This is a genomic window from Marinobacter sp. (assembly GCF_048266785.1).
In the GTDB taxonomy this organism is placed as follows: domain Bacteria; phylum Pseudomonadota; class Gammaproteobacteria; order Pseudomonadales; family Oleiphilaceae; genus Marinobacter.
Genome location: NZ_JBLWYX010000005.1, coordinates 174,220 through 194,900 on the forward strand (window position 1 = coordinate 174,220; position 20,681 = coordinate 194,900).

Annotated in this window: 19 protein-coding genes; 11 read left to right on the top strand and 8 right to left on the bottom strand. The window is 56.4% G+C overall.

Going from position 1 to position 20,681, the window contains the following annotated elements:
• Nucleotide 1 precedes the first annotated feature (1 nt).
• Genes ACN0V1_RS09895 through ACN0V1_RS09910 form a run of 4 tightly spaced genes read left to right on the top strand, consistent with a single transcriptional unit; the run spans nt 2 to nt 2,820 of the window.
• A complete protein-coding gene (locus ACN0V1_RS09895; protein WP_417544834.1) occupies nt 2–1,168 on the top strand; it encodes a response regulator in 1,167 nt (388 codons plus the stop codon).
• A complete protein-coding gene (locus ACN0V1_RS09900; RefSeq protein ID WP_417544835.1) occupies nt 1,131–1,547 on the top strand; it encodes a response regulator in 417 nt (138 codons plus the stop codon). Before ACN0V1_RS09895 ends, ACN0V1_RS09900 begins: the two co-directional genes overlap by 38 nt.
• Before the next feature lie 41 nt (nt 1,548–1,588).
• Nucleotides 1,589–1,909 (top strand): DUF2288 domain-containing protein, encoded by a 321-nt coding sequence (locus tag ACN0V1_RS09905; RefSeq protein WP_417544836.1) that lies wholly within the window; start codon nt 1,589–1,591, stop codon nt 1,907–1,909.
• Nucleotides 1,909–2,820 carry a lysine exporter LysO family protein gene (locus tag ACN0V1_RS09910; RefSeq protein ID WP_417544919.1) on the top strand — a complete coding sequence of 304 codons (912 nt, stop codon included), beginning with the start codon at nt 1,909–1,911 and terminating at the stop codon, nt 2,818–2,820. The genes ACN0V1_RS09905 and ACN0V1_RS09910 overlap by 1 nt, the downstream gene beginning before the upstream one ends.
• Before the next feature lie 6 nt (nt 2,821–2,826).
• Here the strand turns inward: ACN0V1_RS09910 and ACN0V1_RS09915 are convergent, their stop codons facing one another.
• Both ACN0V1_RS09915 and ACN0V1_RS09920 read right to left on the bottom strand, forming a co-directional pair.
• Entirely contained in the window at nt 2,827–4,035 is a 1,209-nt protein-coding gene (locus tag ACN0V1_RS09915; protein WP_417544837.1) for an HD-GYP domain-containing protein, read from the bottom strand.
• On the bottom strand, nt 4,032–4,841 hold the full coding sequence (locus ACN0V1_RS09920; RefSeq protein WP_339783175.1) for a TatD family hydrolase: 810 nt from the start codon (nt 4,839–4,841) through the stop codon (nt 4,032–4,034). Before ACN0V1_RS09920 ends, ACN0V1_RS09915 begins: the two co-directional genes overlap by 4 nt.
• A 179-nt stretch (nt 4,842–5,020) precedes the next feature.
• On the opposite strand from ACN0V1_RS09920, the gene ACN0V1_RS09925 reads away from it, so the two are divergent.
• Nucleotides 5,021–6,292, top strand: a complete 1,272-nt coding sequence (locus tag ACN0V1_RS09925) for a D-amino acid dehydrogenase (RefSeq protein ID WP_417544838.1) — start codon at nt 5,021–5,023, stop codon at nt 6,290–6,292.
• Entirely contained in the window at nt 6,289–7,557 is a 1,269-nt protein-coding gene (locus ACN0V1_RS09930) for a methyltransferase (protein WP_417544839.1), read from the top strand. The genes ACN0V1_RS09925 and ACN0V1_RS09930 overlap by 4 nt, the downstream gene beginning before the upstream one ends.
• On the opposite strand, the gene ACN0V1_RS09935 is transcribed toward ACN0V1_RS09930, so the two are convergent.
• From ACN0V1_RS09935 to ACN0V1_RS09945, 3 genes are all read right to left on the bottom strand, one after another.
• Complete coding sequence (locus tag ACN0V1_RS09935) at nt 7,514–8,005, bottom strand: DUF4124 domain-containing protein (RefSeq protein ID WP_417544840.1); 492 nt, start codon at nt 8,003–8,005, stop codon at nt 7,514–7,516. The genes ACN0V1_RS09930 and ACN0V1_RS09935 overlap by 44 nt on opposite strands.
• A 102-nt stretch (nt 8,006–8,107) precedes the next feature.
• Nucleotides 8,108–9,313, bottom strand: coding sequence for an OmpA family protein (locus tag ACN0V1_RS09940; protein ID WP_417544841.1), 1,206 nt, complete (start codon nt 9,311–9,313; stop codon nt 8,108–8,110).
• A gap of 178 nt (nt 9,314–9,491) precedes the next feature.
• Nucleotides 9,492–11,831 carry an ATP-dependent helicase gene (locus tag ACN0V1_RS09945; RefSeq protein WP_417544842.1) on the bottom strand — a complete coding sequence of 780 codons (2,340 nt, stop codon included), beginning with the start codon at nt 11,829–11,831 and terminating at the stop codon, nt 9,492–9,494.
• Between the two features lie 191 nt (nt 11,832–12,022).
• On the opposite strand from ACN0V1_RS09945, the gene ACN0V1_RS09950 reads away from it, so the two are divergent.
• The 3 genes from ACN0V1_RS09950 (at nt 12,023) to ACN0V1_RS09960 (ending at nt 14,806) form a co-directional block, all read left to right on the top strand.
• Nucleotides 12,023–12,400, top strand: a complete 378-nt coding sequence (locus ACN0V1_RS09950; protein WP_291944910.1) for a DUF2237 family protein — start codon at nt 12,023–12,025, stop codon at nt 12,398–12,400.
• Entirely contained in the window at nt 12,400–14,556 is a 2,157-nt protein-coding gene (locus ACN0V1_RS09955; RefSeq protein ID WP_417544843.1) for a tRNA(Met) cytidine acetyltransferase TmcA, read from the top strand. Before ACN0V1_RS09950 ends, ACN0V1_RS09955 begins: the two co-directional genes overlap by 1 nt.
• Before the next feature lie 70 nt (nt 14,557–14,626).
• Nucleotides 14,627–14,806 (top strand): hypothetical protein, encoded by a 180-nt coding sequence (locus ACN0V1_RS09960; RefSeq protein ID WP_417544844.1) that lies wholly within the window; start codon nt 14,627–14,629, stop codon nt 14,804–14,806.
• A 19-nt stretch (nt 14,807–14,825) separates the two neighbouring features.
• Here the strand turns inward: ACN0V1_RS09960 and ACN0V1_RS09965 are convergent, their stop codons facing one another.
• Nucleotides 14,826–15,941: an enoyl-CoA hydratase/isomerase family protein gene (locus tag ACN0V1_RS09965; protein WP_417544845.1), complete on the bottom strand. Its 1,116-nt coding sequence runs from the start codon at nt 15,939–15,941 to the stop codon at nt 14,826–14,828.
• A 218-nt stretch (nt 15,942–16,159) separates the two neighbouring features.
• On the opposite strand from ACN0V1_RS09965, the gene ACN0V1_RS09970 reads away from it, so the two are divergent.
• On the top strand, nt 16,160–16,495 hold the full coding sequence (locus ACN0V1_RS09970; RefSeq protein WP_417544846.1) for a c-type cytochrome: 336 nt from the start codon (nt 16,160–16,162) through the stop codon (nt 16,493–16,495).
• 23 nt (nt 16,496–16,518) lie between these two features.
• Here the strand turns inward: ACN0V1_RS09970 and ppnN are convergent, their stop codons facing one another.
• Entirely contained in the window at nt 16,519–17,901 is a 1,383-nt protein-coding gene (gene ppnN / locus ACN0V1_RS09975) for a nucleotide 5'-monophosphate nucleosidase PpnN (protein ID WP_417544847.1), read from the bottom strand.
• 110 nt (nt 17,902–18,011) lie between these two features.
• Here ppnN and thiI point away from each other — a divergent pair, with 110 nt between their 5' ends.
• Nucleotides 18,012–19,466, top strand: coding sequence for a tRNA uracil 4-sulfurtransferase ThiI (gene thiI, locus ACN0V1_RS09980; protein ID WP_417544848.1), 1,455 nt, complete (start codon nt 18,012–18,014; stop codon nt 19,464–19,466).
• Between the two features lie 4 nt (nt 19,467–19,470).
• Here the strand turns inward: thiI and ACN0V1_RS09985 are convergent, their stop codons facing one another.
• Nucleotides 19,471–20,484 (bottom strand): histone deacetylase family protein, encoded by a 1,014-nt coding sequence (locus tag ACN0V1_RS09985; RefSeq protein ID WP_417544849.1) that lies wholly within the window; start codon nt 20,482–20,484, stop codon nt 19,471–19,473.
• Nucleotides 20,485–20,681: the final 197 nt, after the last annotated feature.

Here is a 20,681-nt window from a genome sequence, read left to right on the forward strand (position 1 = left end):
GATGCATGTATTGATTCTCGAAGATGATGAAATGGTTGGGGATCTGCTGGGGACCATCGTGGCGAGTGCCTGCCCGGGCGCCAAAATCGGTCTTTTTGATATGCTGAAGCCTGCGCTCTATAGCTGGCAGCAGCAGCCGGCAGACTTGGTCATTACCGACTGGAATTTGCCGGACGGCTCCGGGCTGGATTTGATTCGTGAGATCAGGCGAACCAGTGCTGACATTCCTGTTCTCATAATCAGCGGTCGCGCTGACCGTGAATCCATCCTGTCAGCAGCTCACCTGGGCATTAGCGGTTATATAAGCAAGCCTTTCCAGGTAGACGCACTGCACAAACGGCTGACAGAGCTGATGCCGGCTTTGATTGTAAAAGGAAGAGAAAAAGGGGGGAGCACTCTGAATGAGAAAATGGAGGCCGCCTGTAACTCTGCGATTCAGTTGCCAGGCCAGATTGACACCGCTGAAGTCCTGGCCCTCATGAACAGGCTCGACGAACTGGACGCCGCCACACTTGCACAACAATGGAAGCAGGAACCTGCCCTGAGCGCAAAGATGCTGGATGTGGCCAACAGCGCGTCATTCCGGCGTTCTGGCACGTCGGTAAGAACTCCCAGAGAGGCGATCAGCACGATTGGCGTTGCCATGGCCTTGAATCAGGCGCTTGCATTATCGCTGGATATTGCCGGTAAGCTGACCGGTCCGCGTCTGGCTGAGCGCGCCCATCTTGAGCAGGAGCGGGCGCTGCGAGTTGCTGAGGCAGCGCACACGCTGGCAAAAAAGGTGGGAGAAACCCCCACGTTATACTACACCGCAGGGCTGCTGAGTAGGGCCGGTGAGTTGGCGGCCCTGAAAGTGTTGCAGAACCAGTATGACGAGAGTGGTGAGCCGCCGGAATTTGAGCAGATCGATTCTGCCATTACTTACTGGGCCGAAAAGCTGGGCAATCGCATCAAGGTGCAATGGCGTTTGCCGCTGGATCTCAGGGAATTAATTGGTGCCGTGTACTTTTTGAGCAGAAGCAACGTCAGCCGATCAAAACTGGTTATGCGAGCGGCTGCGTTGATGGCGGCAGAGCATGCCGAAAGCCCGGAGTGCCGGACATTGTTGCGAAGGCTGGGGATTGAACACGATGAGCAGGGCCAGAATGATGCCAGACAAACGCCTTAAGCGGATTCTGATGATTGAGGATGAGCCGGACATCCGCACAGTAGCGGAGCTTGCTCTGGAAGCTATTGGCGGGTTTGAACTGACGGCCTGTGAATCGGGGCAGCACGCGCTGGAGCAGATTGACCAGTGCAAGCCCCAGCTTATTGTTCTGGATGTCATGATGCCGGGCATGGATGGCCCGGCGACCCTGAAAGCTATCCGGCTTTTGCCGGCCTATGCCGCGACACCGGCGGTGTTCATGACCGCGAAGGTGCAGAGTGACGAAGTTCAAAGTTATCTTGCACAGGGTGCCGCGGGTGTTATCCCCAAGCCGTTTGATCCGCTCACACTGGCTGATCAGATAAAGGACATCTGGAATGAGGCCTGTGCAATCGGTTAAGCTCTTGCCGGTTTTTACTGTCATTATCCGAAAAGGCTGTCATGTCGTCCTCCCGCAATAACGATGAAACCAAAGCCAGGCTCAACCTGGAAACCTCCCGTATACGCTGGCACGAGCTGCAAACCTATTATGCCCGAGGGCAGGTGGTGCGTGTGGGCTCCAACCTGGACCTGCTGGATGTGGCCTGCGACTTGGTGGCAGATAATCGTGCGCTCTTTGAGCAATGGCTCACTGCTGGCGACGTAGGGGACGTTTCACCCGAGCTGGCCCGCGCCTGGTACGATCGCAACACAGAACTCTGGGCTGTGGTTATAGCGCCCTGGGTGCTGGTTCAGGACCGTTCTGACGCGTCGCTGCATTGATGCTGACCGGGGCCTTGCTGATTCTTACGCCATTGTTTCTGGGCTTTGCACTGTTGCTGAAAAATCGCCGGCTGATGACGGCTATTCATTATTCCGTTGAAGCGTTGGTGTATTTCATTCTGGCACTGCTGGGCTTCGGCCTGGGTCAGATGGAGGGGTTGACGAGCCAGCTTGGAACCATGGCAGGCCAGATGTCTGCTCTTGTCGTGGTTCTGTTTGTGGCCAATATGACAGGGCTGTGGCTGCTTCACCGTTGGAAGCCAATGAGTCCTGAACCCAGGGATACTGACTCGGCAGGCGCTGGTTACGTGCGTCTGTTCATGGCCGCGCTTAAGCCTCTGATTGCAGTGCTGGCAGGCGTGTTATCGGGCTATTTTCTGCTACCAAAACTGCCACAAGCGGAGCAGCTGGCCACCTGGTCTCTGATGCTGCTGTTGTTTCTGATTGGCCTGCAATTGCGTAATGCCGGGCTTTCCCTGCGCAAACTGCTGATGAACACTCAGGGGTTAGGCATTGCGGTGGTGCTTGTGCTCAGCTCTTTGCTGGCGGGTGTGCTGCTGATTCCTGTGCTGGGCCTGCCTTGGCACGACGTACTCGCCCTGGCCTCCGGATTTGGCTGGTACTCGCTCTCCGGAATTGTGATTGGGGAAGCCCTTGGTCCTGCTTGGGGCGGTGTGGCATTTCTCAACGATGTGCTGCGTGAGATTATTGCGCTGGCCATCATTCCGCTGGTTATTGGCAGCCGACCTGCCATGGCTATCGGTTATGGCGGAGCCACTTCCATGGACTTCACTCTTCCTGTGATCCGCAGTAACGGAGGGCTGAGCTGTGTGCCGGTCGCAATTGCTTCAGGCTTTCTGCTGTCTTTTCTGTCGCCGGTTTTTATGGGTGTTTTTCTGTCTCTCGGCTGAACAGGCTCAGGAAAGGAACTTTCGTACGTCAATTTTATACTCATCGGGGTCGACGGCGCGCAAAATGCGGTCCTGATTACCCGCTTGTGAAAGATCGATGGTTGTTATGGCAATCGGCATCCGGAATTTCGTGTGGTACATCACTCGTACAACCGGCAATCGTTGATCCGCCTCGTTGATTTCAATCACAACACCGAGTCGCCCGCTGTCGAGCAGAATTAGTGATCCCACCGGGTACAAGCCGATACAACGGATGAACTGCTTCACCAGTGTCGGGTCAAGGTGACTTCCGCTCCATTCCAGAAGCTTTTTGAGGCCCTGGGTGGGCGTCATGCCCCGGTGATAAACACGGTCGGCGGTAATCGCATCGTACACATCGGTAATGGCGACCATGCGACCGTAAACAGATATCTCCTCGCCTTTGAGGCCTTCCGGATAACCGGTGCCATCCATGCGCTCGTGGTGCTGGGCTGCGGTGATCACCGTAAGTTCGCCTATGCCCTCGGTTGCAGACAGAATATCGCGGGAATGCCGGGCATGAAGTTTCATGACCTCAAACTCTTCTGATGACAGGCGCCCGGGCTTGTGCAACACCTCATCGGGAGTCAGTATTTTGCCAAGATCGTGAAGCAGGGCGCCCACAACGGTTTGGTGCAAAACGTCGGCAGGCAGCTTTCGATACTGCCCGAACAGGGACATCAGAACACTCAGGTTTACCGAGTGCTCGAGCAGGTAGTTGTCTTTTTCGCGAATGCGGCCCAGGCAGCCCAACGCATTGGCATTGCGCGTTACCGAGCTCTGCAATTCGGCGGCAAGCTTGTGGATTGGCGCTATATCGATGGAGACGCCAATTTTGGCGCTGTTCATGAAGCTGCCAACCAGTTCCTGTGCCTCAGAATGAATCCCCAGCGCCGTTGTCATTTCCTCACAAAGAGAAACCCTTGGTACAACGCCGGGCTTTTGCTCTCCGGCTTTTTGCAGAGCCTCTTCATTACGCGCTTCTACTTCTACAGCCGATTCTGAATCCTGAGTGTCTTTGCCTTTTTGGGCATCAATATAGACAAACTGCACGCCCATCTTGCGGATCTTTTCGAGGGTTTCCTCGCGTTTGATAATACCGCGCCTGCGCTGGGTGTTATGGGGAATCCAGTCGTTGTTGAGGTCGGTGATGTACATGCCGACTTTCAGGGCGGATATGGGGATGCGTTTGATCATTGCATGGGGAAAAACGTTTTCAGGCTGTTGTTGTAGGTTTGGACAATCACGTCTTCCAGCGGCAGTTCTTTCACCTCAGCAATTTTTTCCGCTACAAATGGTAAATAGAAAGGTGCATTTTCGCGGCCACGATAAGGCACGGGTGTTAGAAACGGAGCGTCGGTTTCCAGAAGAATCTGGCTGATGGGCGCCATACGAACAATATCCCGCACGTTTTCAGCTTTGTTAAAGGTAGTTATGCCATTAAAGCCGAGATTCCAGCCCTGATCCAGTGCATATCTTGCAAGCCCCGGGCCCGACGTGAAGCTGTGAATCACGCCACGGCGATTAAGGGACTGCTCGAACTCCTTGAGTATGGCGATGGTATCCTCGTCTGCATCACGGCTATGGATAACCACCGGGCGGTCGCTGTCACAGGCAATCTGAAGCTGGCGCCGGAATACCTCGCGCTGAATGGCGCGATCTGCGTTGTCGTAGTAATAATCCAGCCCGATCTCGCCCACCGCAACGATCTTGTCGGCCCGGGCGTGAGCGCGAATTTCAGCTTCAACGGTGTCGCTGTAACTCTCCGCCTCGTGCGGGTGGATGCCTTGTGTTCCGTAGAGCCACGGAGCCTTTGTGCTGAGTTCACGTACCTGCGCCAGATTGCCTGGTGCGACCGCGATGGTAATCACCCGCTCAATGTTCACCTTCTGTGTCTGCTCCAGGGTTTCCTCCAGGGGCCGTTCCTTGAGGTAGTCCAGGTGACAGTGAGTTTCTATGATCGGGTGATCGAATACGGGAATCTCGCGACGTTTTTTACTCATGGGTAGGTGCTAGGCTCCGATATAGGCGGGTAGTTCTGCTACTACTCTTTAGTTTGGCTGCTACGCTTAGGCTCGAGAGGACAAGCTTACCAGCTGTCCGTTTATTGGCCTACATTCGTCAGTAAGGGGTTTCCTTGATGAATGTCGCGGCTCACGTTTAATTCGGGATGGAGGTGTAGATGCACGTTGTCGTTATTGGTGGTGGCGTTGTGGGTGTAACCACAGCCTTTGAATTGAGCCGTCGTGGTCACCAGGTGACGGTGCTTGAACGTCACAGCATAGCCGGCAATGAGACCAGCAAGGGCAACGCTGCTCAGCGTTCATACGGAGTGGTTTACCCTTGGGCAGACCCGAGCATGGTGTTCAAGGCACTGCCTTGGCTGTTCAAACAGGATGGCCCCCTGAAACTGCGTATGCCGCCTTCGCTGGATGCCGTGCAGTTCATGTTTTCGACGCTGCGCTATGCCTGGTCGCCTGGCCTGTTCGGCTTTAACAAGCGCGCCATGCTTCGCCTCGGCATTCATAGCCGTGAGCGCTTTCTGAAACTGGAAGAGGAATTGAGTCTTGCGTTTGATGGCGGCCACCGCGGCTTGTTGCAACTTGCCAGCACGCCTGACGAGCTGGAAGTATACCGGGGCACGCAGCGGCTATTGAACGAAATGGGCATCGCCTCCAGGCTGCTGACTCCTGAACAGGTATACGAGGCAGAGCCAGGCATGGCCCGCAACGGCCCGTTGTGTGGCGCCTTGAGTTACGACACCGATGGCACCGGCGACTGCCACCTGTTTTCCCGGGAGCTTGCCAAGGCTTGCGAAGACAAAGGCGTTCAGTTCCGTTACGGCGTTCAGGTTGAGCGGCTGAAGGCCAACAGCCAGACTGTCGAATCGGTGATACTGCGCAACGAAAACGGCCAGCAGGAAACCTTTGCTGCTGACGCCTTTGTGATCAGCGCCGGTTGCTGGTCTCCGGAGCTGGTTCGACCTCTGGGCCTTAAACTGCCAATATACCCGGTCAAGGGATACAGCATTACTGTGCCACTGAAAAACCCGGAAAAGGCGCCGGTTTCCACGATCCACGACGACAATTACAAAGTTGTGTCGACGCGCCTGGGGGATCGTTTGCGCTCCACCGGTTTTGTCGAACTGGCCGATTTCAACCGTGATATTCCCGAAGCGCGTATTGCCACCATCCGGAAATCCGTTGAATCCCGCTACCCGGGTTGTGCAGACCTGAGTGCCGCGGAAACCTGGACCGGCTTTCGCCCCATGACGCCGGATGGCCCTGCCATCATCGGGCGCGGGCCGCGTAACAATCTTTATCTCAATACTGGTCATGGTACCTTCGGCTGGACCTTCTCAGCGGGCAGTGCGGATGTGATCGCGCAGGTAATTGACGGTGAAGAACCTGCGGTTTGCCTGGATGCCTTCCGCCCGGGGCGCTATCAGGAGTGAGTGCTCGCCAGCCAGCCGAATCTTTTTACTCGCGCTGGCAAACGCTCAATGACTGGTTGCTGCAACATCAGCCCATCTGGCAGCCCGCACCGTTTACAGAACCACGGCCAGCGTGGGTTCGAACCTGTCCAGGGCTGGCGCGACTGGTGATAGAACTCACCGATGCAGAGTGTGATGAGCTGGCCGATGCGCCGGGCGTGCTGGCAAAGCATGCGGCCCGATACCTTCCGGAATTGGCCCTGTATGACCGATTGGTTGGTCTGCCTGAGTTGTCACCCGGGCTGGCGGATGTCATGGCAGCGACGCTTCCGGAAGTCCGCGCACCAGACATGCCCGGGCGTAAGCGGGAGCAGGCGGGTGCCTTTGCTGCAGCGCTTGAACCGCTGCAGCACCCCACTCTGGATTGGTGTAGCGGCAAAGGGCATTTGTCGCGAACCCTTGCTGCCCAGAGCCAGAAGCGCGTTGAAGGCTATGAATGGAACCCGGAGCTGGTGATCAGCGGCAACCGGCTCGCGGCGCACTTTGGAGACTCCGTTCAGATCCACTGCCAGGATGTGATGGCGGGGAGTCTGTCCATACCAGACGACACTCATGGCATAGCCCTGCATGCCTGTGGTGATCTTCACCGGCAGTTGCTCAGGCGCGGAGCTGCAGCTGCATTGCCGCGACTGAGTATTTCTCCCTGCTGTTATCATAAGACTTATCACGAGACCAAGGATGGCATCTATAAGGCGCTCTCCGAGCGTGCAGCGGCTTACGACAACAGATTGAAACTACACAGCAATGATTTACGTCTCGCGGTGCGGGAAACCGTAACGGCGCCGGCTGGGGTCAGAGAGCAAATGCAAACGTTAAGTCAGTGGCGCCTGGGCTTTGATGGCCTGCAGCGCGTCGTTCGGGGTGACGACCATTACCTGCGCCTGCCTTCGTGTTCTCCACGGCTGATTCAAACGGGGTTCTCCGCCTTCTGTAATTGGGCAGCCGACAAAAAGCAGCTTCGTTTGCCTGAAAACACCGATTTTGATTACTGGCTTGCCCACGGCATGCAGCGCCATGCTGAAGTTCGTCGCTATGAGCTCCTCCGGCATGTGTTTCGCCGGCCGTTAGAGCTGTGGATGGCTCTGGACTACGCCGTTTTTCTTGAAGAGCAGGGATACAGAGTGCGGCTTGGCCATTTTTGCGCCCGGTCAGTGACACCCAGGAATCTGTTGCTGGATGCGGTCAGGGTTTGCGGTACTCCACGCGCTCGACACAGCCGTGATTGAAGTAAACGTAGGTCAGTTCGTAAAGTGCGCCGTAATATCGGGTCTGATAAATCCAGACTTCCTGGGGGCCGCCGTAAGTTTCCGGTGGGTTGCCGAAGGCACGACGCACATGTTCCCGAGTCATGCCCTCTACAACCTGTTCCCGAATCAGGTATCGGCGCAGATCCGTTGAGTTGATAAAGTGACAGGTTCCCGCTTTGGACTCGTTGTCAGAGGTGTTTTTAGCCTTGTCCTGTGGCTCTGGTTCAGCCGCTTTCGGGGCTGGCAGATTCTGATTGAAACGGCCTCCGATGTAATTATCCCTGAGCTGAATGGCCTCGGCATCTTCGCCACAGGGTGAATCGGAGAAAACCGTGTTGTTCTCTGCATCAATACAGCGGAACACCTGAGCCTGCACGGAGGCTGTGAACGCGAGTAGAAACGCCAGGCTTATCAATAACCTCAGCATGGACTGCTCCCCACTCTTTACGCCCGCGGAAACTACCAAAAAGAAAGGCGCCCTCGGGCGCCTTTCCTGACTTCACTTACTTCTGTCTTCGTTCAGGCTGTATTAACGAAGAACCTGAATACGGGCTTCAACCCGACGGTTCTCGGCACGACCTGCGGCAGTGTCGTTGGAGGCAACTGGCTCTGATTCACCATAGCCTTTGGCGCTCACTTTTGCAGGGTCTACACCCAGCGGGCCAGTCAAGCGAGCTGCTACAGCTTCGGCGCGACGCTGTGACAGGCGCTGATTATAGCTGGCCTTACCTGTGTTGTCGGCGTGGCCGGCAATTTCCACAACGGTGCCAGGATTGTCCTTAAGCGCATCTGCAACACGACGGATTTCATCATCGAAGGCATGGTCGATCACCGAGCTGTTCGTCGGGAACTGAACCTCGACAGTGAAGGTCTCGATGGTCTCAGTAATACCTTCGCAACCGGTTTCATCCACTTCCGCGCCGGCGGCGGTGTTCGGGCAAAGATCCTGGCTGTTGACGACGCCGTCATTGTCGCTGTCGAGTTCGCAGCCACGGCTGTTAACTTTTGCGCCGCGCGGGGTGTCTGGGCATGCATCACGTACATCGGCTACGCCATCGCCATCTGCATCCGGCTCACAGCCAGTGCTGTCCACCGATGCGCCAGCGGGAGTGCCCGGGCACTGATCACGGGAATCGGGTACACCGTCATTGTCGGTATCTGCCGGAGCCATGGGTGCTGCACTTCCAACCGTGCGGTTGAATGCAAAGCTGATTCCCAGAGAAACCTGAGTATCAAAGGTGCTTTCGTCGATGCCGTGGAATTCGCGCAGGTCACCACGTAAGGAGATTGCATCGCTTACGTTGTAGCGTACACCGGTACCTACGTTAACGCGCGTTTCGTCGTGGTTGGTACCGAGGGTACGAACACCGCTGGAATCGTTTACGCCAAAGTCAGCATGGCCGGCACCCAGAGAAACGTACGGGTTCCAGGCTTCATCCTGAGAGGCGAAGTAATAGGTGCCGTCTACGCGGATTTCTTCAAAATCTGATGATCCGGAGACGTACTTGCGGTCTGCATCAGCCCGGGAGTACATTGCTTCAATCGCCCAGTTCGGCTTGAACCGATATTCCAGGCCCACGCCAAACGTGCCCGTTTCACTCAGGTCACGGTCGTCGTCAAAAAGCTGAAAAGCGGCGAAAGGGTTGATATAAACCGTTTCCTTGCGTTCAGCCAGGGCTGGGGCCGCAAAAGTACTGGCGATGGCGGCCATCGCGATCGGACGCATGATGTTCATGCAGAACCTCCTGTTCGATTATCGTTGTAAAATTGCTGAGTGATTTATCTATTAAGTGATTAGAAAGACACTTACGTGCAATTTAAGCTAAAGGATTACAAAAAACAAAGAATTGATAATAAATGTTACATTAGGAGACGTACCCGTTGCTGAAGCATTTGCCACCTGCATCTACGCCTTATTGGCGCGGAGCGCTGAAATAAAGGTGCGCGCTTTTTTTGCTGAAATTGAGTTTTTCGCCGCTGCCAAAGTGCACCTCGAATGAACTTTCGTCTTCTGCGACCACTGTCCCGGTTCCGAAAATGGCGTGATTGAGACGCGGCTGGTGCCACAAAAGCGCAGTGCTGCTATCACTTGCCTGAATGTCGCCTTCCAGGGTGATGCCTTCCCGCGCAGCGTACCGCGAGCTCACCGGCGTTATTGGTACTTCCAGCTTCAGTGAATGGTGGGTAGCCGGTGTCCGTTTGTCCAGCCAGCGCCCGAACTCATTGGCCAGCTCAAAACAGAATTCTTCCACAAACCGACTGGGACCCTGATCGCCATCCAGATGGGGCTGCCTGCTCACTGGCCGGGTGATCAGGTGCAGCGTTTTCCGGGTGCGAGTCATGGCGACATACAACAGCCGGCGTTCGCTTTCCAGAGACGCCCGGGCATCGTCCTGGGGCTTCGGGCTGTGGGGCAGATATTTTTCCTGTAGCCCCGGGATGATCACTCTTGGCCACTCCAGCCCCTTTGTGCGATGAATGGTGGAGAGTAGAACACCCCCGCTCGCCTGTTTATCGCTGGCCTGCTGCCGCAGTGCTTTGAGGTGGGCAAGGGCGTCTTTGGCACCAACGTCCAGACCTTTCAGGTACCCTCGGAACCCGTGAATGGTATCAATGCGTTCTTCTGCACTGTCATGGGTCAGCGCCAGGCTGCGCACCCCTTCATAGAGATCTGTGTGCTCCGCATAGACTGTGATCAGCCCGGCAACGGAGCCCGAATAGCCGCGCAATTGTTCCAGAACCTCACCCAGCTTGCGCAACTTGCGCGCTGCCATGGGCGCCAGTGCCCCGAAATCCAGTGCCAACAGACGCTCATGCCAGCCACTGGCAAACCCTGCAAGAAATCTCGCCAACTGCTCCAGTTCCGCCTCTTTGAGACCCACATGAGGGAAGCGTAAAAGCTGTCGTGCCAGATCCAGCCGGTCTTCCTCGGGCAGTTTTTCCAGCGTTCCGGAAACAACTTTCAACAGAGCAGTAATGGCCTGCACTTCACGACTGAACAAGGCGCCTTTGCCGGCGTCAATGCGATAGGGGATCTGCCGTGCCAGCAACTTGAGCTCAATGGGCACGCTCTGGCTCCAGACCCGGAACAGGATCGCCGTATCCGCCAGCGTTTCCTGAAGAGAGCCTTCCGTTTCCTGTTCGAGAATGTGCAGTGTGGCATCGGCGTCGTTCTCAGCCCGGTGCAGGGTAATTTCCGTGGCCGGGGTGGAAGGGTGAGAGTGGCACAGAACATCCTTGCGCCCGGTATTGTGGCAGATCAGGTGGTTGGCCAGCAGAGCCACGCGGTGGCCATAGCGGAAGGTGTAGCTCAGCGTCTGTTCCAGAGGGCTTTCAAACTCGTCGCTGAAGCGTTTGAGAATAAACTCCGGTTTCGCGCCCCGGAATTCATAAATGGTCTGATCCGGATCCCCCACCACCGTTACCCGTGCCCGGTCGCCAGCAACATAGCGCAGCAGAAGATGCTGAATCTCGTTGGTGTCCTGGTACTCATCCACCAGAATCAGATCCATTTTGTTGCTCACCAGGCGCTGCAGCGGAGGGTTCTGATGTATCGCCATTACCGGCTCGTACAGCATGTCCGCGAAACTGATGCGGCTTTGCCCTTTGCGCCACTGCTCAAAACTGTGAAACAGGTCAATCAGGTAGCGGTGTTTATCCGAGTAGCCCAGTTCTTCGAATACAATCTCGGCCGGTGACAGGGTGGTTTTCACCAGATCGATAAACCCGGTTGCTGTCTCTACAAAATCTTTCTTGTTGCGCCGGATCTCATCAGCCAGATCTTCCGGCGCCAGCCGCCGCGTTAACAGCCAGGCCTGAAAACTGATTTCCTGCTCGGTCAGGATTTTTTCGGAGAACCCCGGCAGGTAGCCTTCCCGCACAAATCGTTTATACAGTCGCAACCCCATGGCGTGATAGGTGCGTATCTCTGGCAGCGCCAGCCCGCTCTGGTGACAAATCTGTTGCAGCTTGCGTTCAAAATCAACCCGGGCACTGCGGTTGAACATAAGCACCAGCATGCGGCTCGGGTCATGGCCCTGTTGCAGCAGGTAGCGAATGCGCCATGCCAGCGTGGAGGTTTTGCCGCTGCCCGCTACAGCGGTGATCACCGAGTGCTCGTAGCCAGCGGTAATAATCGCCCGCTGCTCGTCGGTGAGAAAATCAGGCAGATCCAGGGCGGGGGATTCGGGGGTATGGGTTGGCATAGATGCTATTGTACTGGCCAACTGGTAGCGCGGGTACCTGTACCGCATAATTGCGGTCAATCTGCCGGGTTCACCTGATCAACCCATCGTTCTGGTTGAGGGGAGGGCGCAGAGCAGGGGCCTATCCAAAATACGCTGTGAATACGTCCGTGTACGCTCGGCTCCGCCATCCATGGCTCCGCACGATTTTGGATAGGCCCCTGCTCTGCTCCTTGCCTCGACAGTTGTAGGAGACAAATATGCAAACTGAAAAGTCTATTAATGTGCTAGGTGAAAAGCTGGAAACTTGCGGCACGGATCCCGAAACCGGGTTCTATCGCGATGGCTGCTGCAATACGGGGCCGGATGATCATGGGTCGCATACCGTATGCGTGGTGATGACCGACGAGTTTTTGGAGTTTTCCAAAGCCCGCGGTAATGATTTGAGCACGCCCGTGCCGGCTTTCGGATTCCCGGGCTTGAAAGCCGGAGACAACTGGTGCCTGTGTGCTGCTCGTTGGCATGAAGCTTTTGAAGCGGGCAGCGCGCCCAGAGTGCGGCTGCGTGCCACGCATCAGGCGGCGCTGGAGCATTGTGCCCTTGAAAATCTGAAAGCCCACGGTGTAGATCTTAGTTAATGAGTTCTGGAACAGTAACGCAGGCGCCGGATGTCGGTGCCTGGCGCTCACTGCAATCTGGCCTTGCGGCTGTCGGAGAACGGCGATTGGTGTTGCTGGAAGGCGCACGTGATCTCTCTATGCAGTGGCTGCAAGGGCTTCTTCCAGCTATCGCGTTGGAAGGTGGGCTCTGGGTTGGAGAGGCTGGTGAGGCTCCGGACACTCGCCTCATCAACATTGAACCGGCGAAGGCTCGGCAGTGGCTGGGTCGTGAAACACCGCTGATTGTATGGGATGGCTGGAGGGGTAATCCGCCGGATGCTTTTGCGGCGCTTTCGGGCACGCTGAAAGCGGGTGGGTTGTTGTTCTGGCTGATGCCTTCACTGGAGGAGTGGGGGCATTTTGCTGATCCGGATTACGCAAGAGCCGGTCTGGATCATGGTCAGGCTCATCCTTTCGCTGAACGCATGGCGGGTATTCTGGTAGCAGATTCTTCGGTAATCCGGGTGCGTCCTGGCTCGCCAGAGGCACTGACCCTTCCGGAATTACCTTCGCCAACCACTGAGTTCAGGGTCGCCACAACGCCCGATCAGCAGAATTTGATTCGTAAACTTGTGGCGTTCGGACTGGGGCATCGTCGCCGGCCGTTAGTGGTGACGGCGGATCGGGGGCGGGGTAAGTCTGCTGCGCTGGGCATGGCTGCCGCCCGATTGCTGCAACAGGGCCGCAGGCAGATTCTGGTAACTGCGCCCTCAAGAGAAAATGTAAGCGCCTTGTTCACGCATGCTCTGGAAAGCCTTGGTGACGAGGTGCTGGAAACGGGTGACGACCGGATAGAAACAGCCTCTGGTGCGCTACTGCGTTTTTTACCGGTCCGGGATCTGCTGCGGGAAAAACCGGAGGCTGAGGTGGTCCTGGTGGACGAAGCGGCGGCTATTCCGGTCTCCCTGCTGAAACGTGTTCTTCTGGGCTGGCCACGGGTGACTTTTGTATCAACGGTGCATGGTTATGAAGGTGCCGGGCGTGGGTTTGCCATTCGCTTCCGCCAGATTCTCGACCAGGCAACGCCGCAGTGGCAGGCACAAACGCTTTCGCAACCGGTGCGCTGGACCGAAGGAGATCCACTGGAACCTTTGATATCGGATCTGTTTCTGCTGGGTGCCGATCATGCCCCGGTTGAGTTGCCGAAAACCGCGGCGTCCGAAGTCGTGATCGAACCCTGGCGGCCTGCCCAGGCTTCGGAGGCGGAACTTGCTGATGCATTTGGCCTGTTGGTAAACGCGCATTATCGGACAACACCGGCCGACCTTCGTCAATGGATGGACGATCCTTCAGCGAAAAGCTGGCGCGCACGCATAAACGGCGAAACCGTTGGGCTCCTTTGGGGCGCCGTGGAGGGCGGATTAAGCAGTGAGTTGGCAGAACAGGTGGCCAGTGGCAAGCGCCGGGTTCGTGGTCATCTTTTGCCCCAGTCTCTTGCCAACCACAGCGGTTTTCCGGAAGCCGCCAGTCAGCGCGGTTTGAGGATTATCCGGATTGCGATTACAGCGCGCGCCAGACGCTCAGGCATTGGTCGCAGCCTGGTTGCTGCTGCGGCTGCCTTTGGGGAACAGGAGGGGCTGGACTTTACGGGTACCAGTTTTGGCGGCAGTTCTGATCTTTACGCTTTTTGGGCATCTTGCAGGCTGGGGTTTGTGCGTATCGGGCTGCAGCAGGAAGCCACCAGCGGGGAGTATCCGGTACAGATGGTTCTTGCCCACAGTGCAGGAGGGGAGTCTCTGGTTTTGCAGGTACAGGCACGGCTGGCGAGGCATTGGCTGGCTCTTGTGCCACTGAACTGGAGAGCTCTGGAGCCCGAACTGTTAATGGATATGACGTCGGATCTGTCATCAGGGGCCCCGCCAGATGCAGCGGATATCCGGGATCTGCAGAACTTTGGTGGCGGCCACCGGGGTTTCCGGCTGATGCTGCCGGTACTGCGGGATCTGAGCCAGGTGCCCGGCGTTATGAGCTGGCTTCGCGAGCACGGAGAGGCGGTAGTCTGGTGTCGTGCTGTGTTGCAGGGCTGGAGTTGGCCCGAGCTGCAAAGGGAGGGGTTGTGCGTTGGCCAGCGTGATGGTGAGGACCGTTTGCGCGGTGTGGTCCTGGATCTTCTGCAAAACGGGCCGGAGATGTGACCCGCTCGATTTAATTGTGACGGCCATCGGCTCAGAATAGACTCCACTTGCCTGACAGAGACTGTTCGTTATGGCCAAGGGAACCGGCTTCCACAGAGCTCCCGGCCAACCTGGATCAGCGGGCGCCAGAGTGAACGCTGCGGGTGCAGGTTTCCGCTCTGACGATGGTGCAACTGCACCGGATGTCGCCCGTGCCAACAATCATCGGGATCTGGAGATGTTGCTGGTACAGGCCGGGGCTGAACTTTAGAAAGGTTGTCTGCTCTTTGTTATTCCAACTGCATGGGGTCTGTTTGATCGTTCCACACGGGCAGGAAGTGGGCCTCAATAATCGCTTCCGGTACCTCCTCGAGGCGGGCGAAAGACCACTTCGGGTTCTGGTCGCGATCAATCAGCCGGGCCCGGATACCCTCGGTCAGATCGGGTCTGCGGGCGCATTCCCAGACCATAGCCAGTTCCATCCGGAACACATCTTTCAATGACATTTGCTGGGCCTTCTTGAGCTGATGCCAGATCAGCCATGCCGATACCGGGCAGCCCCCTTTTAGCGTTTTCATGCAGGTGTTCCACCACTCGCTGTCCACACGAGCCGTCAGTAGCTGATCGACGATCTCGGGCAAGCTGGTGCCCGCGCACAGCCTTGAAATATCCCGTTCGTGCACCTCCAGATGGCTGGCGGGCAATGCGCGATAATCCTGAGACTCAAGCTGATTCAGCAAGCGGAACAGGCGGCTGTCGTCGGATGCTCTTTGCCCACTCCAACGCTCTTCCTGCAGCCGTGACAAAAGACCTTGGTGATCACTGGTTGGCAGCGCCATATCCGCCAGACCCACGCGCAGCGCGTCGGTCGTGTTCAGGCGTGCACCGGTCAGGCCCATAAATAACCCCAGGCGCCCAGGCAGGCGGTTCAGAAACCAGCTTGAGCCAACGTCCGGAAACAGGCCAATGGCGATCTCTGGCATGGCCAGAGTGGCGTCTGGCGTGAGTAGCCGGAAGCGGCAGGCGGAAAACAGCCCCAGGCCGCCGCCCATGATAATACCGTGGCCGATACCCACAACCGGTTTGGGAAACCGGTGCAGGGTGTAGTCCAGTTCGTACTCATGGCTGAAAACACTGAATGCTTCTTCGGGGTTCTCCGGGTTCTTTTCGGGGCTGGTCAAGGCCATGTACAGGTCCCGGATGTCGCCGCCCGCGCAAAAGCCCTTTTCTCCGGCTCCCCGGAGGATCACAACACAGATGCGATCATCGGCAGCCCAGCGTTCGAGGCTGTCCCTGATCGTGATAATCATCCTCTCGGAGAGTGCATTCAGTGTCGCGGGGGAATTCAGAGTCAATAAGCCGATATGGCCTTCGCGACAGGGGAGTTCCTGAACCTCTACAGACATTAATGGTGTCTCCGGGCGTTAATATAATCTTTGATACGAAATTTCGTTCGTACTATCTTCTTAACGGGTCGAGAGTTGAAGAGGACGAACGTCGAATCAGGTGCATTGATCTATGGCATTTGCTCTGTGGCATGGCTGTGATATAAGTTTCTGCCAGTTACTGTCCGGTTTTGAACGCCGGTTTGAAAACTTGAAACAATGATGAGAGGTTAATCATAATGAAATTTAAACACTATGCTGTTGCAGGACTTTTTGCACTGAGTGCCGCAGTTCCGGCAGTATCCTCGGCTGCGGGCGATGCGGCAGCCGGCAAGGCGAAAGCAGCCGTTTGTGCAGCTTGCCATGGCCAGAACGGTATTGCCCAGATCCCGATGTACCCGAATCTGGCAGGCCAGCACGAGCAGTACCTGGTGTCTTCCCTGAAGGCATACAAAAACAAGCAGCGCAGCGGCGGCCAGGCGGCCATCATGCAGGGCCAGGCAGCCGCGCTGAGCGATGAGGATATCGCCAATCTGGCAGCCTACTTTGCAAGCTTGCCAGCTGGCGGCAAGTAAGCGCTACGTGCAAGCACAGCAGCTCAGGCTGCTGTGCTGCTGATATGGTAGCTCGGGCGATAAGCTGAGGTGCCAGGTAGCTTCATTCGGTTCTGGGCGACAAACTGCTCCAGCATGGCCTCGAGAGGCTTGATCAGGGTCGGATCTCCTGCGATCTCAAAAGGCCCTTTCTCCTGCACTTTCCGGATACCCCCTTCCTTTACGTTTCCGGCCACAATGCCGCTGAACGCCTTCCTCAGATTAGCGGCAATCAGGTGCGCCGGTTGATCACGATGTAATGCCAGAGCAAGCATGTTCTCGTGGTCAGGCTCGAACGGCAACTGGAACACCGGGTCGATCTTCAACACCCAGTTGAAGTAATAGGCGTCCTGCATGGCACGACGGAAGGTCTCGACCTCCTTCATACCCTTTTTCATGGTCTGCGCCACCCGCACGGGATCATCAATGATGATTTCGTATTTGTTGGCGGCTTCGTCTCCCAAGGCGTTACGGATGAACCTGTCGATCATCTCGAAATATTCGGCGTTTTCCGGCCTGCCGGTGAAAACCACCGGGAAGGGCATGTCGGCGTTATCGGGGTGCAGAAGTATGCCGAGCAGGTAGAGGATTTCCTCTGCAGTGCCTACGCCGCCAGGGAACACGACTACGCCATGACCGCATCGTACAAAGGCTTCCAGGCGCTTTTCGATATCCGGCATGATGACCAGTTCGTTCACGATGGGGTTGGGTGCTTCAGCGCCGATGATGCCCGGTTCGGTGATGCCGATGTAGCGGCCATTTTTAATCCGCTGCTTGGCGTGGGCAATAGTAGCGCCTTTCATCGGGCCCTTCATGGCGCCCGGCCCGCAACCCGTGCAAATGCTCAATTCCCGCAGGCCAAGCTGGTGGCCAACTTCCTTGCTGTACTGGTATTCCTCATGACTGATGGAATGCCCGCCCCAGCACACAATCAGGTCAGGCTGGCGACCGGGCTGCAACACCCGGGCATTACGCAGAATGTGAAACACCATGTTGGTAAGGTCATCCGGCGCATTACTTTTCAGAATCCGGGCAAATTGCGGCGTGGAGTGGGTATAAACAATATCCCGCAGCACCGAGAACAGATGCTCACGAATAGCGCGCAGCATCTCGTCATCCACAAACGCGTGCGCTGGCGCATTGATCAGGTCCAGCTTCAGGCCTCTGGGTTGTGGTATCAGGCGTATATCGAAATCCGCATGGGCTTCCATCAGGTCCTGGCAGTCATCGGTTACGACACCGGTATTCAGAACGGCCAGAGCGCATTGCCGGAACAGTCGGTACAAACCGCCTTCGCTTCTGTCTTTGAGCAGGTTAACTTCGTGATTGGATAGTATTTCCAGGCTGCCCTCAGGTGAGACAAGAGCATTGATGGTGGGTTCGGTCATGAAGAGAGAAACTCCTGAGTGTTGCGGTAATACCCGATTTTGAGGCATAGCGCCAAAGCGCTACACTAAACATCTTTCAAATCATACACCATCCGACCAAATGCCGATTTATGAAACTGCTTATTCGTCCCGCCCCCGAAGTTGCCATCAAGAGCAAGCCTGTTCGTCGTCGACAGATGCGTCATCTGCGCCAGAATATTCGTAAACTTCTGGCGCGGCTGGATCACGATATTGTTGTGGAGGGCAGTTGGGACAGAGTGGACGTTGAGGTGCCCGACGGCAGGGGCTTGGCAGGTCCGGTAGTGGAGGCGCTTTTGCGCATTTCCGGTATTTCTACTATTCAGGAGATTGCGGCGTTTCCGTTTGTCAGCCTTGATGACACTGTTCAGAAAACGGTTGCAGCCTTTGCCGACCGCCTCGACAGGAAAAGCTTTGCCGTTCGGGTCAGGCGCCATGGTGAACACGATTTTCGCTCCATTGATCTTGAGCGTCTGACAGGAAGCGCGCTGATGCAGGCTGCTTCCGATGCCCGTGTTGATTTGAGGTCGCCTGAGGTGGAGGTGCGTATTGAGGTGCGGGGTGATCAGTTCCACATTGCCCGGCGCAGACATCGAGGTCTGGGCGGCTATCCGCTGGGCAGTGTCGAGAACGTAATGTCGCTGATGTCCGGCGGGTATGATTCGTCGGTAGCAGCTTACCTGATGTTGCGCCGGGGCCTGCGCAGTCACTTCGTGTTTTTCAACCTGGGTGGCGTGGCGCACGAGGTGGGTGTGCGTCAGGTGGTTCACTATCTGTGGGAGCGCTACGGTGCCTCTCACAGCGCCAAGTTTATCTCGGTACCCTTTGACGGTGTGGTAGAAGAAATCATGGGATCGGTCGGTCACCGGCACTGGGGTGTGGTGCTCAAGCGGCAGATGCTGAAGGCGGCCAGTGAGATTGCCCGTAACAACAACGCGGTTGCTCTGGTAACCGGAGATGCTGCGGGCCAGGTGTCGAGCCAGACCCTGACCAACCTGAATGTGGTGGATAGGGCCAGCGATGAGGTGGTTCTGCGACCCCTGATTGCCATGGACAAGGAAACCATTATTGGCATTGCCCGCGACATCGGCACAGAGCCTTATGCCCGAAATATGCCAGAGTATTGTGGTGTGATATCCCAAAAACCGTCCACTCGAGCTCAACTGAGCCGGGTGGAGGCCGATGAGGCGGCAATGGATCCCCTGATTCTTGCTCGCGCCATTGAGGCCCGTGAAGATACCCCGGTCAGCGAGCTGCTGAACACCATTACGACGCCCGAAGAGGTCGATCTGGTAAAAACGCCCGCCGTCAGCGATATTATCATCGACGTGCGCCATCCGGCGGAAGGCGAGCAATCTCCTCTGCAGCTAACCGGTAACGAGATTCTGAAGATTCCGTTCTACGAATTGAATCGCCACATCGGAGAGCTTCCGTCCAATCGCCGGTATCTGCTGTATTGTGATCGCGGCACCATGAGCCGCATGCATGCCGTCCACCTGAAGGCTGAAGGGCACGAAAACATAAGGGTTTACGCGCCCGCCCTTTGATGCCTCAGCCGGCCAGCCCTTTAAAGAACTGCTGAACGTTCTCACTCAGGGTGTCCAGATCGTAGCCGCCCTCCTGAACGACCAGCGTCGGCAAACCAAGCTGGCGCATGTGGGTGCTGAGCCGGCAAAATCCTTCCGAACTTACCGATACTTTGGCCTGGGGATCGTCTTTATAGATATCAAAGCCCAGAGTCAGAATCAGTGCATCTGGTTGAAACAACCGGATGGCCGCCATGGCCTCGTCCAACTTCTCGAAAAAATCACTTTCAGATGAACCGTGCGGCATTGGCATGTTGATGTTGTAGCCGTAACCCTCGCCTTCGCCGCGTTCATTTTCGAAGCCGGTAACCACGGGATAGAAGTTGGTCGGGTCGCCGTGAATGGATATGTAGAGCACATCACTGCGATCGTAGAAAATTTCCTGAATGCCCTGGCCGTGATGCATGTCGGTGTCAAGAATGACCAGCCGGGGGAACCGGGATTTCATATGCTCCGCTGCAATGGCAGCATTGTTGAGATAGCAGAAACCACCGGCGGCATCCTTACGTGCATGGTGCCCCGGTGGCCGGCAGACAGCGTAGGCTGTGCGATCGCCTGCCATCACTGCATCCGCCGCACCGAGCGCGGTCTGGGCCGACCAATAAGCCGCGTTCCATGTGTGCTCACCAATGGGACAACTGCCGTCGGCCTGGTATCGGGCCGCTTCTGCAAGAATGCCTGTCAGGTGATTCGGGGAACGGACAAAAATATTGGAAATCACTTCCTCTCCCCAGTCGTCCATTTTCATCCAGCGGCGGTGGGCCGATTCGAGAAAGCGCAGATATCCCAGGTCGTGCACCTTGGAAATCGGGCCCGCACCATGATCGGAAGGCTGCAGCACCGGTATGCCCATTTCTTTCAGGCCTTCCAGCATCTCATTGGTGCGATCTGGTACCTCCTGGGGCTGACGCATCTGGCCCCTGGTGAAATAGGTTCGGGGCGAGTGCTTATCTTGCGCGGGATGGAAATATGCTTTCATTATCCGAACTCCTGGATTTCCGGTTCTATTGATATAGGCGCTGTCTTTGAGCATAGGCACTGGGAGTATAGGCACAGACAGAGGATGATCAAAAGTCGGGCTATCGACTTTACAGGTAGAGATTCAGCATCCACTATGGAAGACAGATTCAAACGACGCAACCGTGCACCGTCACAGGTGCAATTACTGACATAACA

What these genes read in the sequence shown, in the direction of transcription:
- ppnN (WP_417544847.1), bottom strand. Translation starts at nt 17,901, where the DNA reads ATGACCGAACCCACCATCAATGCTCTTGTCTCACCTGAGGGCAGCCTG.
- ACN0V1_RS09985 (WP_417544849.1), bottom strand. Translation starts at nt 20,484, where the DNA reads ATGAAAGCATATTTCCATCCCGCGCAAGATAAGCACTCGCCCCGAACC.
- ACN0V1_RS09970 (WP_417544846.1), top strand. Translation starts at nt 16,160, where the DNA reads ATGAAATTTAAACACTATGCTGTTGCAGGACTTTTTGCACTGAGTGCC.
- ACN0V1_RS09905 (WP_417544836.1), top strand. Translation starts at nt 1,589, where the DNA reads ATGTCGTCCTCCCGCAATAACGATGAAACCAAAGCCAGGCTCAACCTG.
- ACN0V1_RS09945 (WP_417544842.1), bottom strand. Translation starts at nt 11,831, where the DNA reads ATGCGGTACAGGTACCCGCGCTACCAGTTGGCCAGTACAATAGCATCT.
- ACN0V1_RS09895 (WP_417544834.1), top strand. Translation starts at nt 2, where the DNA reads ATGCATGTATTGATTCTCGAAGATGATGAAATGGTTGGGGATCTGCTG.
- ACN0V1_RS09950 (WP_291944910.1), top strand. Translation starts at nt 12,023, where the DNA reads ATGCAAACTGAAAAGTCTATTAATGTGCTAGGTGAAAAGCTGGAAACT.
- ACN0V1_RS09960 (WP_417544844.1), top strand. Translation starts at nt 14,627, where the DNA reads ATGGCCAAGGGAACCGGCTTCCACAGAGCTCCCGGCCAACCTGGATCA.
- ACN0V1_RS09910 (WP_417544919.1), top strand. Translation starts at nt 1,909, where the DNA reads ATGCTGACCGGGGCCTTGCTGATTCTTACGCCATTGTTTCTGGGCTTT.
- thiI (WP_417544848.1), top strand. Translation starts at nt 18,012, where the DNA reads ATGAAACTGCTTATTCGTCCCGCCCCCGAAGTTGCCATCAAGAGCAAG.
- ACN0V1_RS09955 (WP_417544843.1), top strand. Translation starts at nt 12,400, where the DNA reads ATGAGTTCTGGAACAGTAACGCAGGCGCCGGATGTCGGTGCCTGGCGC.
- ACN0V1_RS09940 (WP_417544841.1), bottom strand. Translation starts at nt 9,313, where the DNA reads ATGAACATCATGCGTCCGATCGCGATGGCCGCCATCGCCAGTACTTTT.
- ACN0V1_RS09920 (WP_339783175.1), bottom strand. Translation starts at nt 4,841, where the DNA reads ATGAGTAAAAAACGTCGCGAGATTCCCGTATTCGATCACCCGATCATA.
- ACN0V1_RS09900 (WP_417544835.1), top strand. Translation starts at nt 1,131, where the DNA reads ATGAGCAGGGCCAGAATGATGCCAGACAAACGCCTTAAGCGGATTCTG.
- ACN0V1_RS09915 (WP_417544837.1), bottom strand. Translation starts at nt 4,035, where the DNA reads ATGATCAAACGCATCCCCATATCCGCCCTGAAAGTCGGCATGTACATC.
- ACN0V1_RS09965 (WP_417544845.1), bottom strand. Translation starts at nt 15,941, where the DNA reads ATGTCTGTAGAGGTTCAGGAACTCCCCTGTCGCGAAGGCCATATCGGC.
- ACN0V1_RS09925 (WP_417544838.1), top strand. Translation starts at nt 5,021, where the DNA reads ATGCACGTTGTCGTTATTGGTGGTGGCGTTGTGGGTGTAACCACAGCC.
- ACN0V1_RS09935 (WP_417544840.1), bottom strand. Translation starts at nt 8,005, where the DNA reads ATGCTGAGGTTATTGATAAGCCTGGCGTTTCTACTCGCGTTCACAGCC.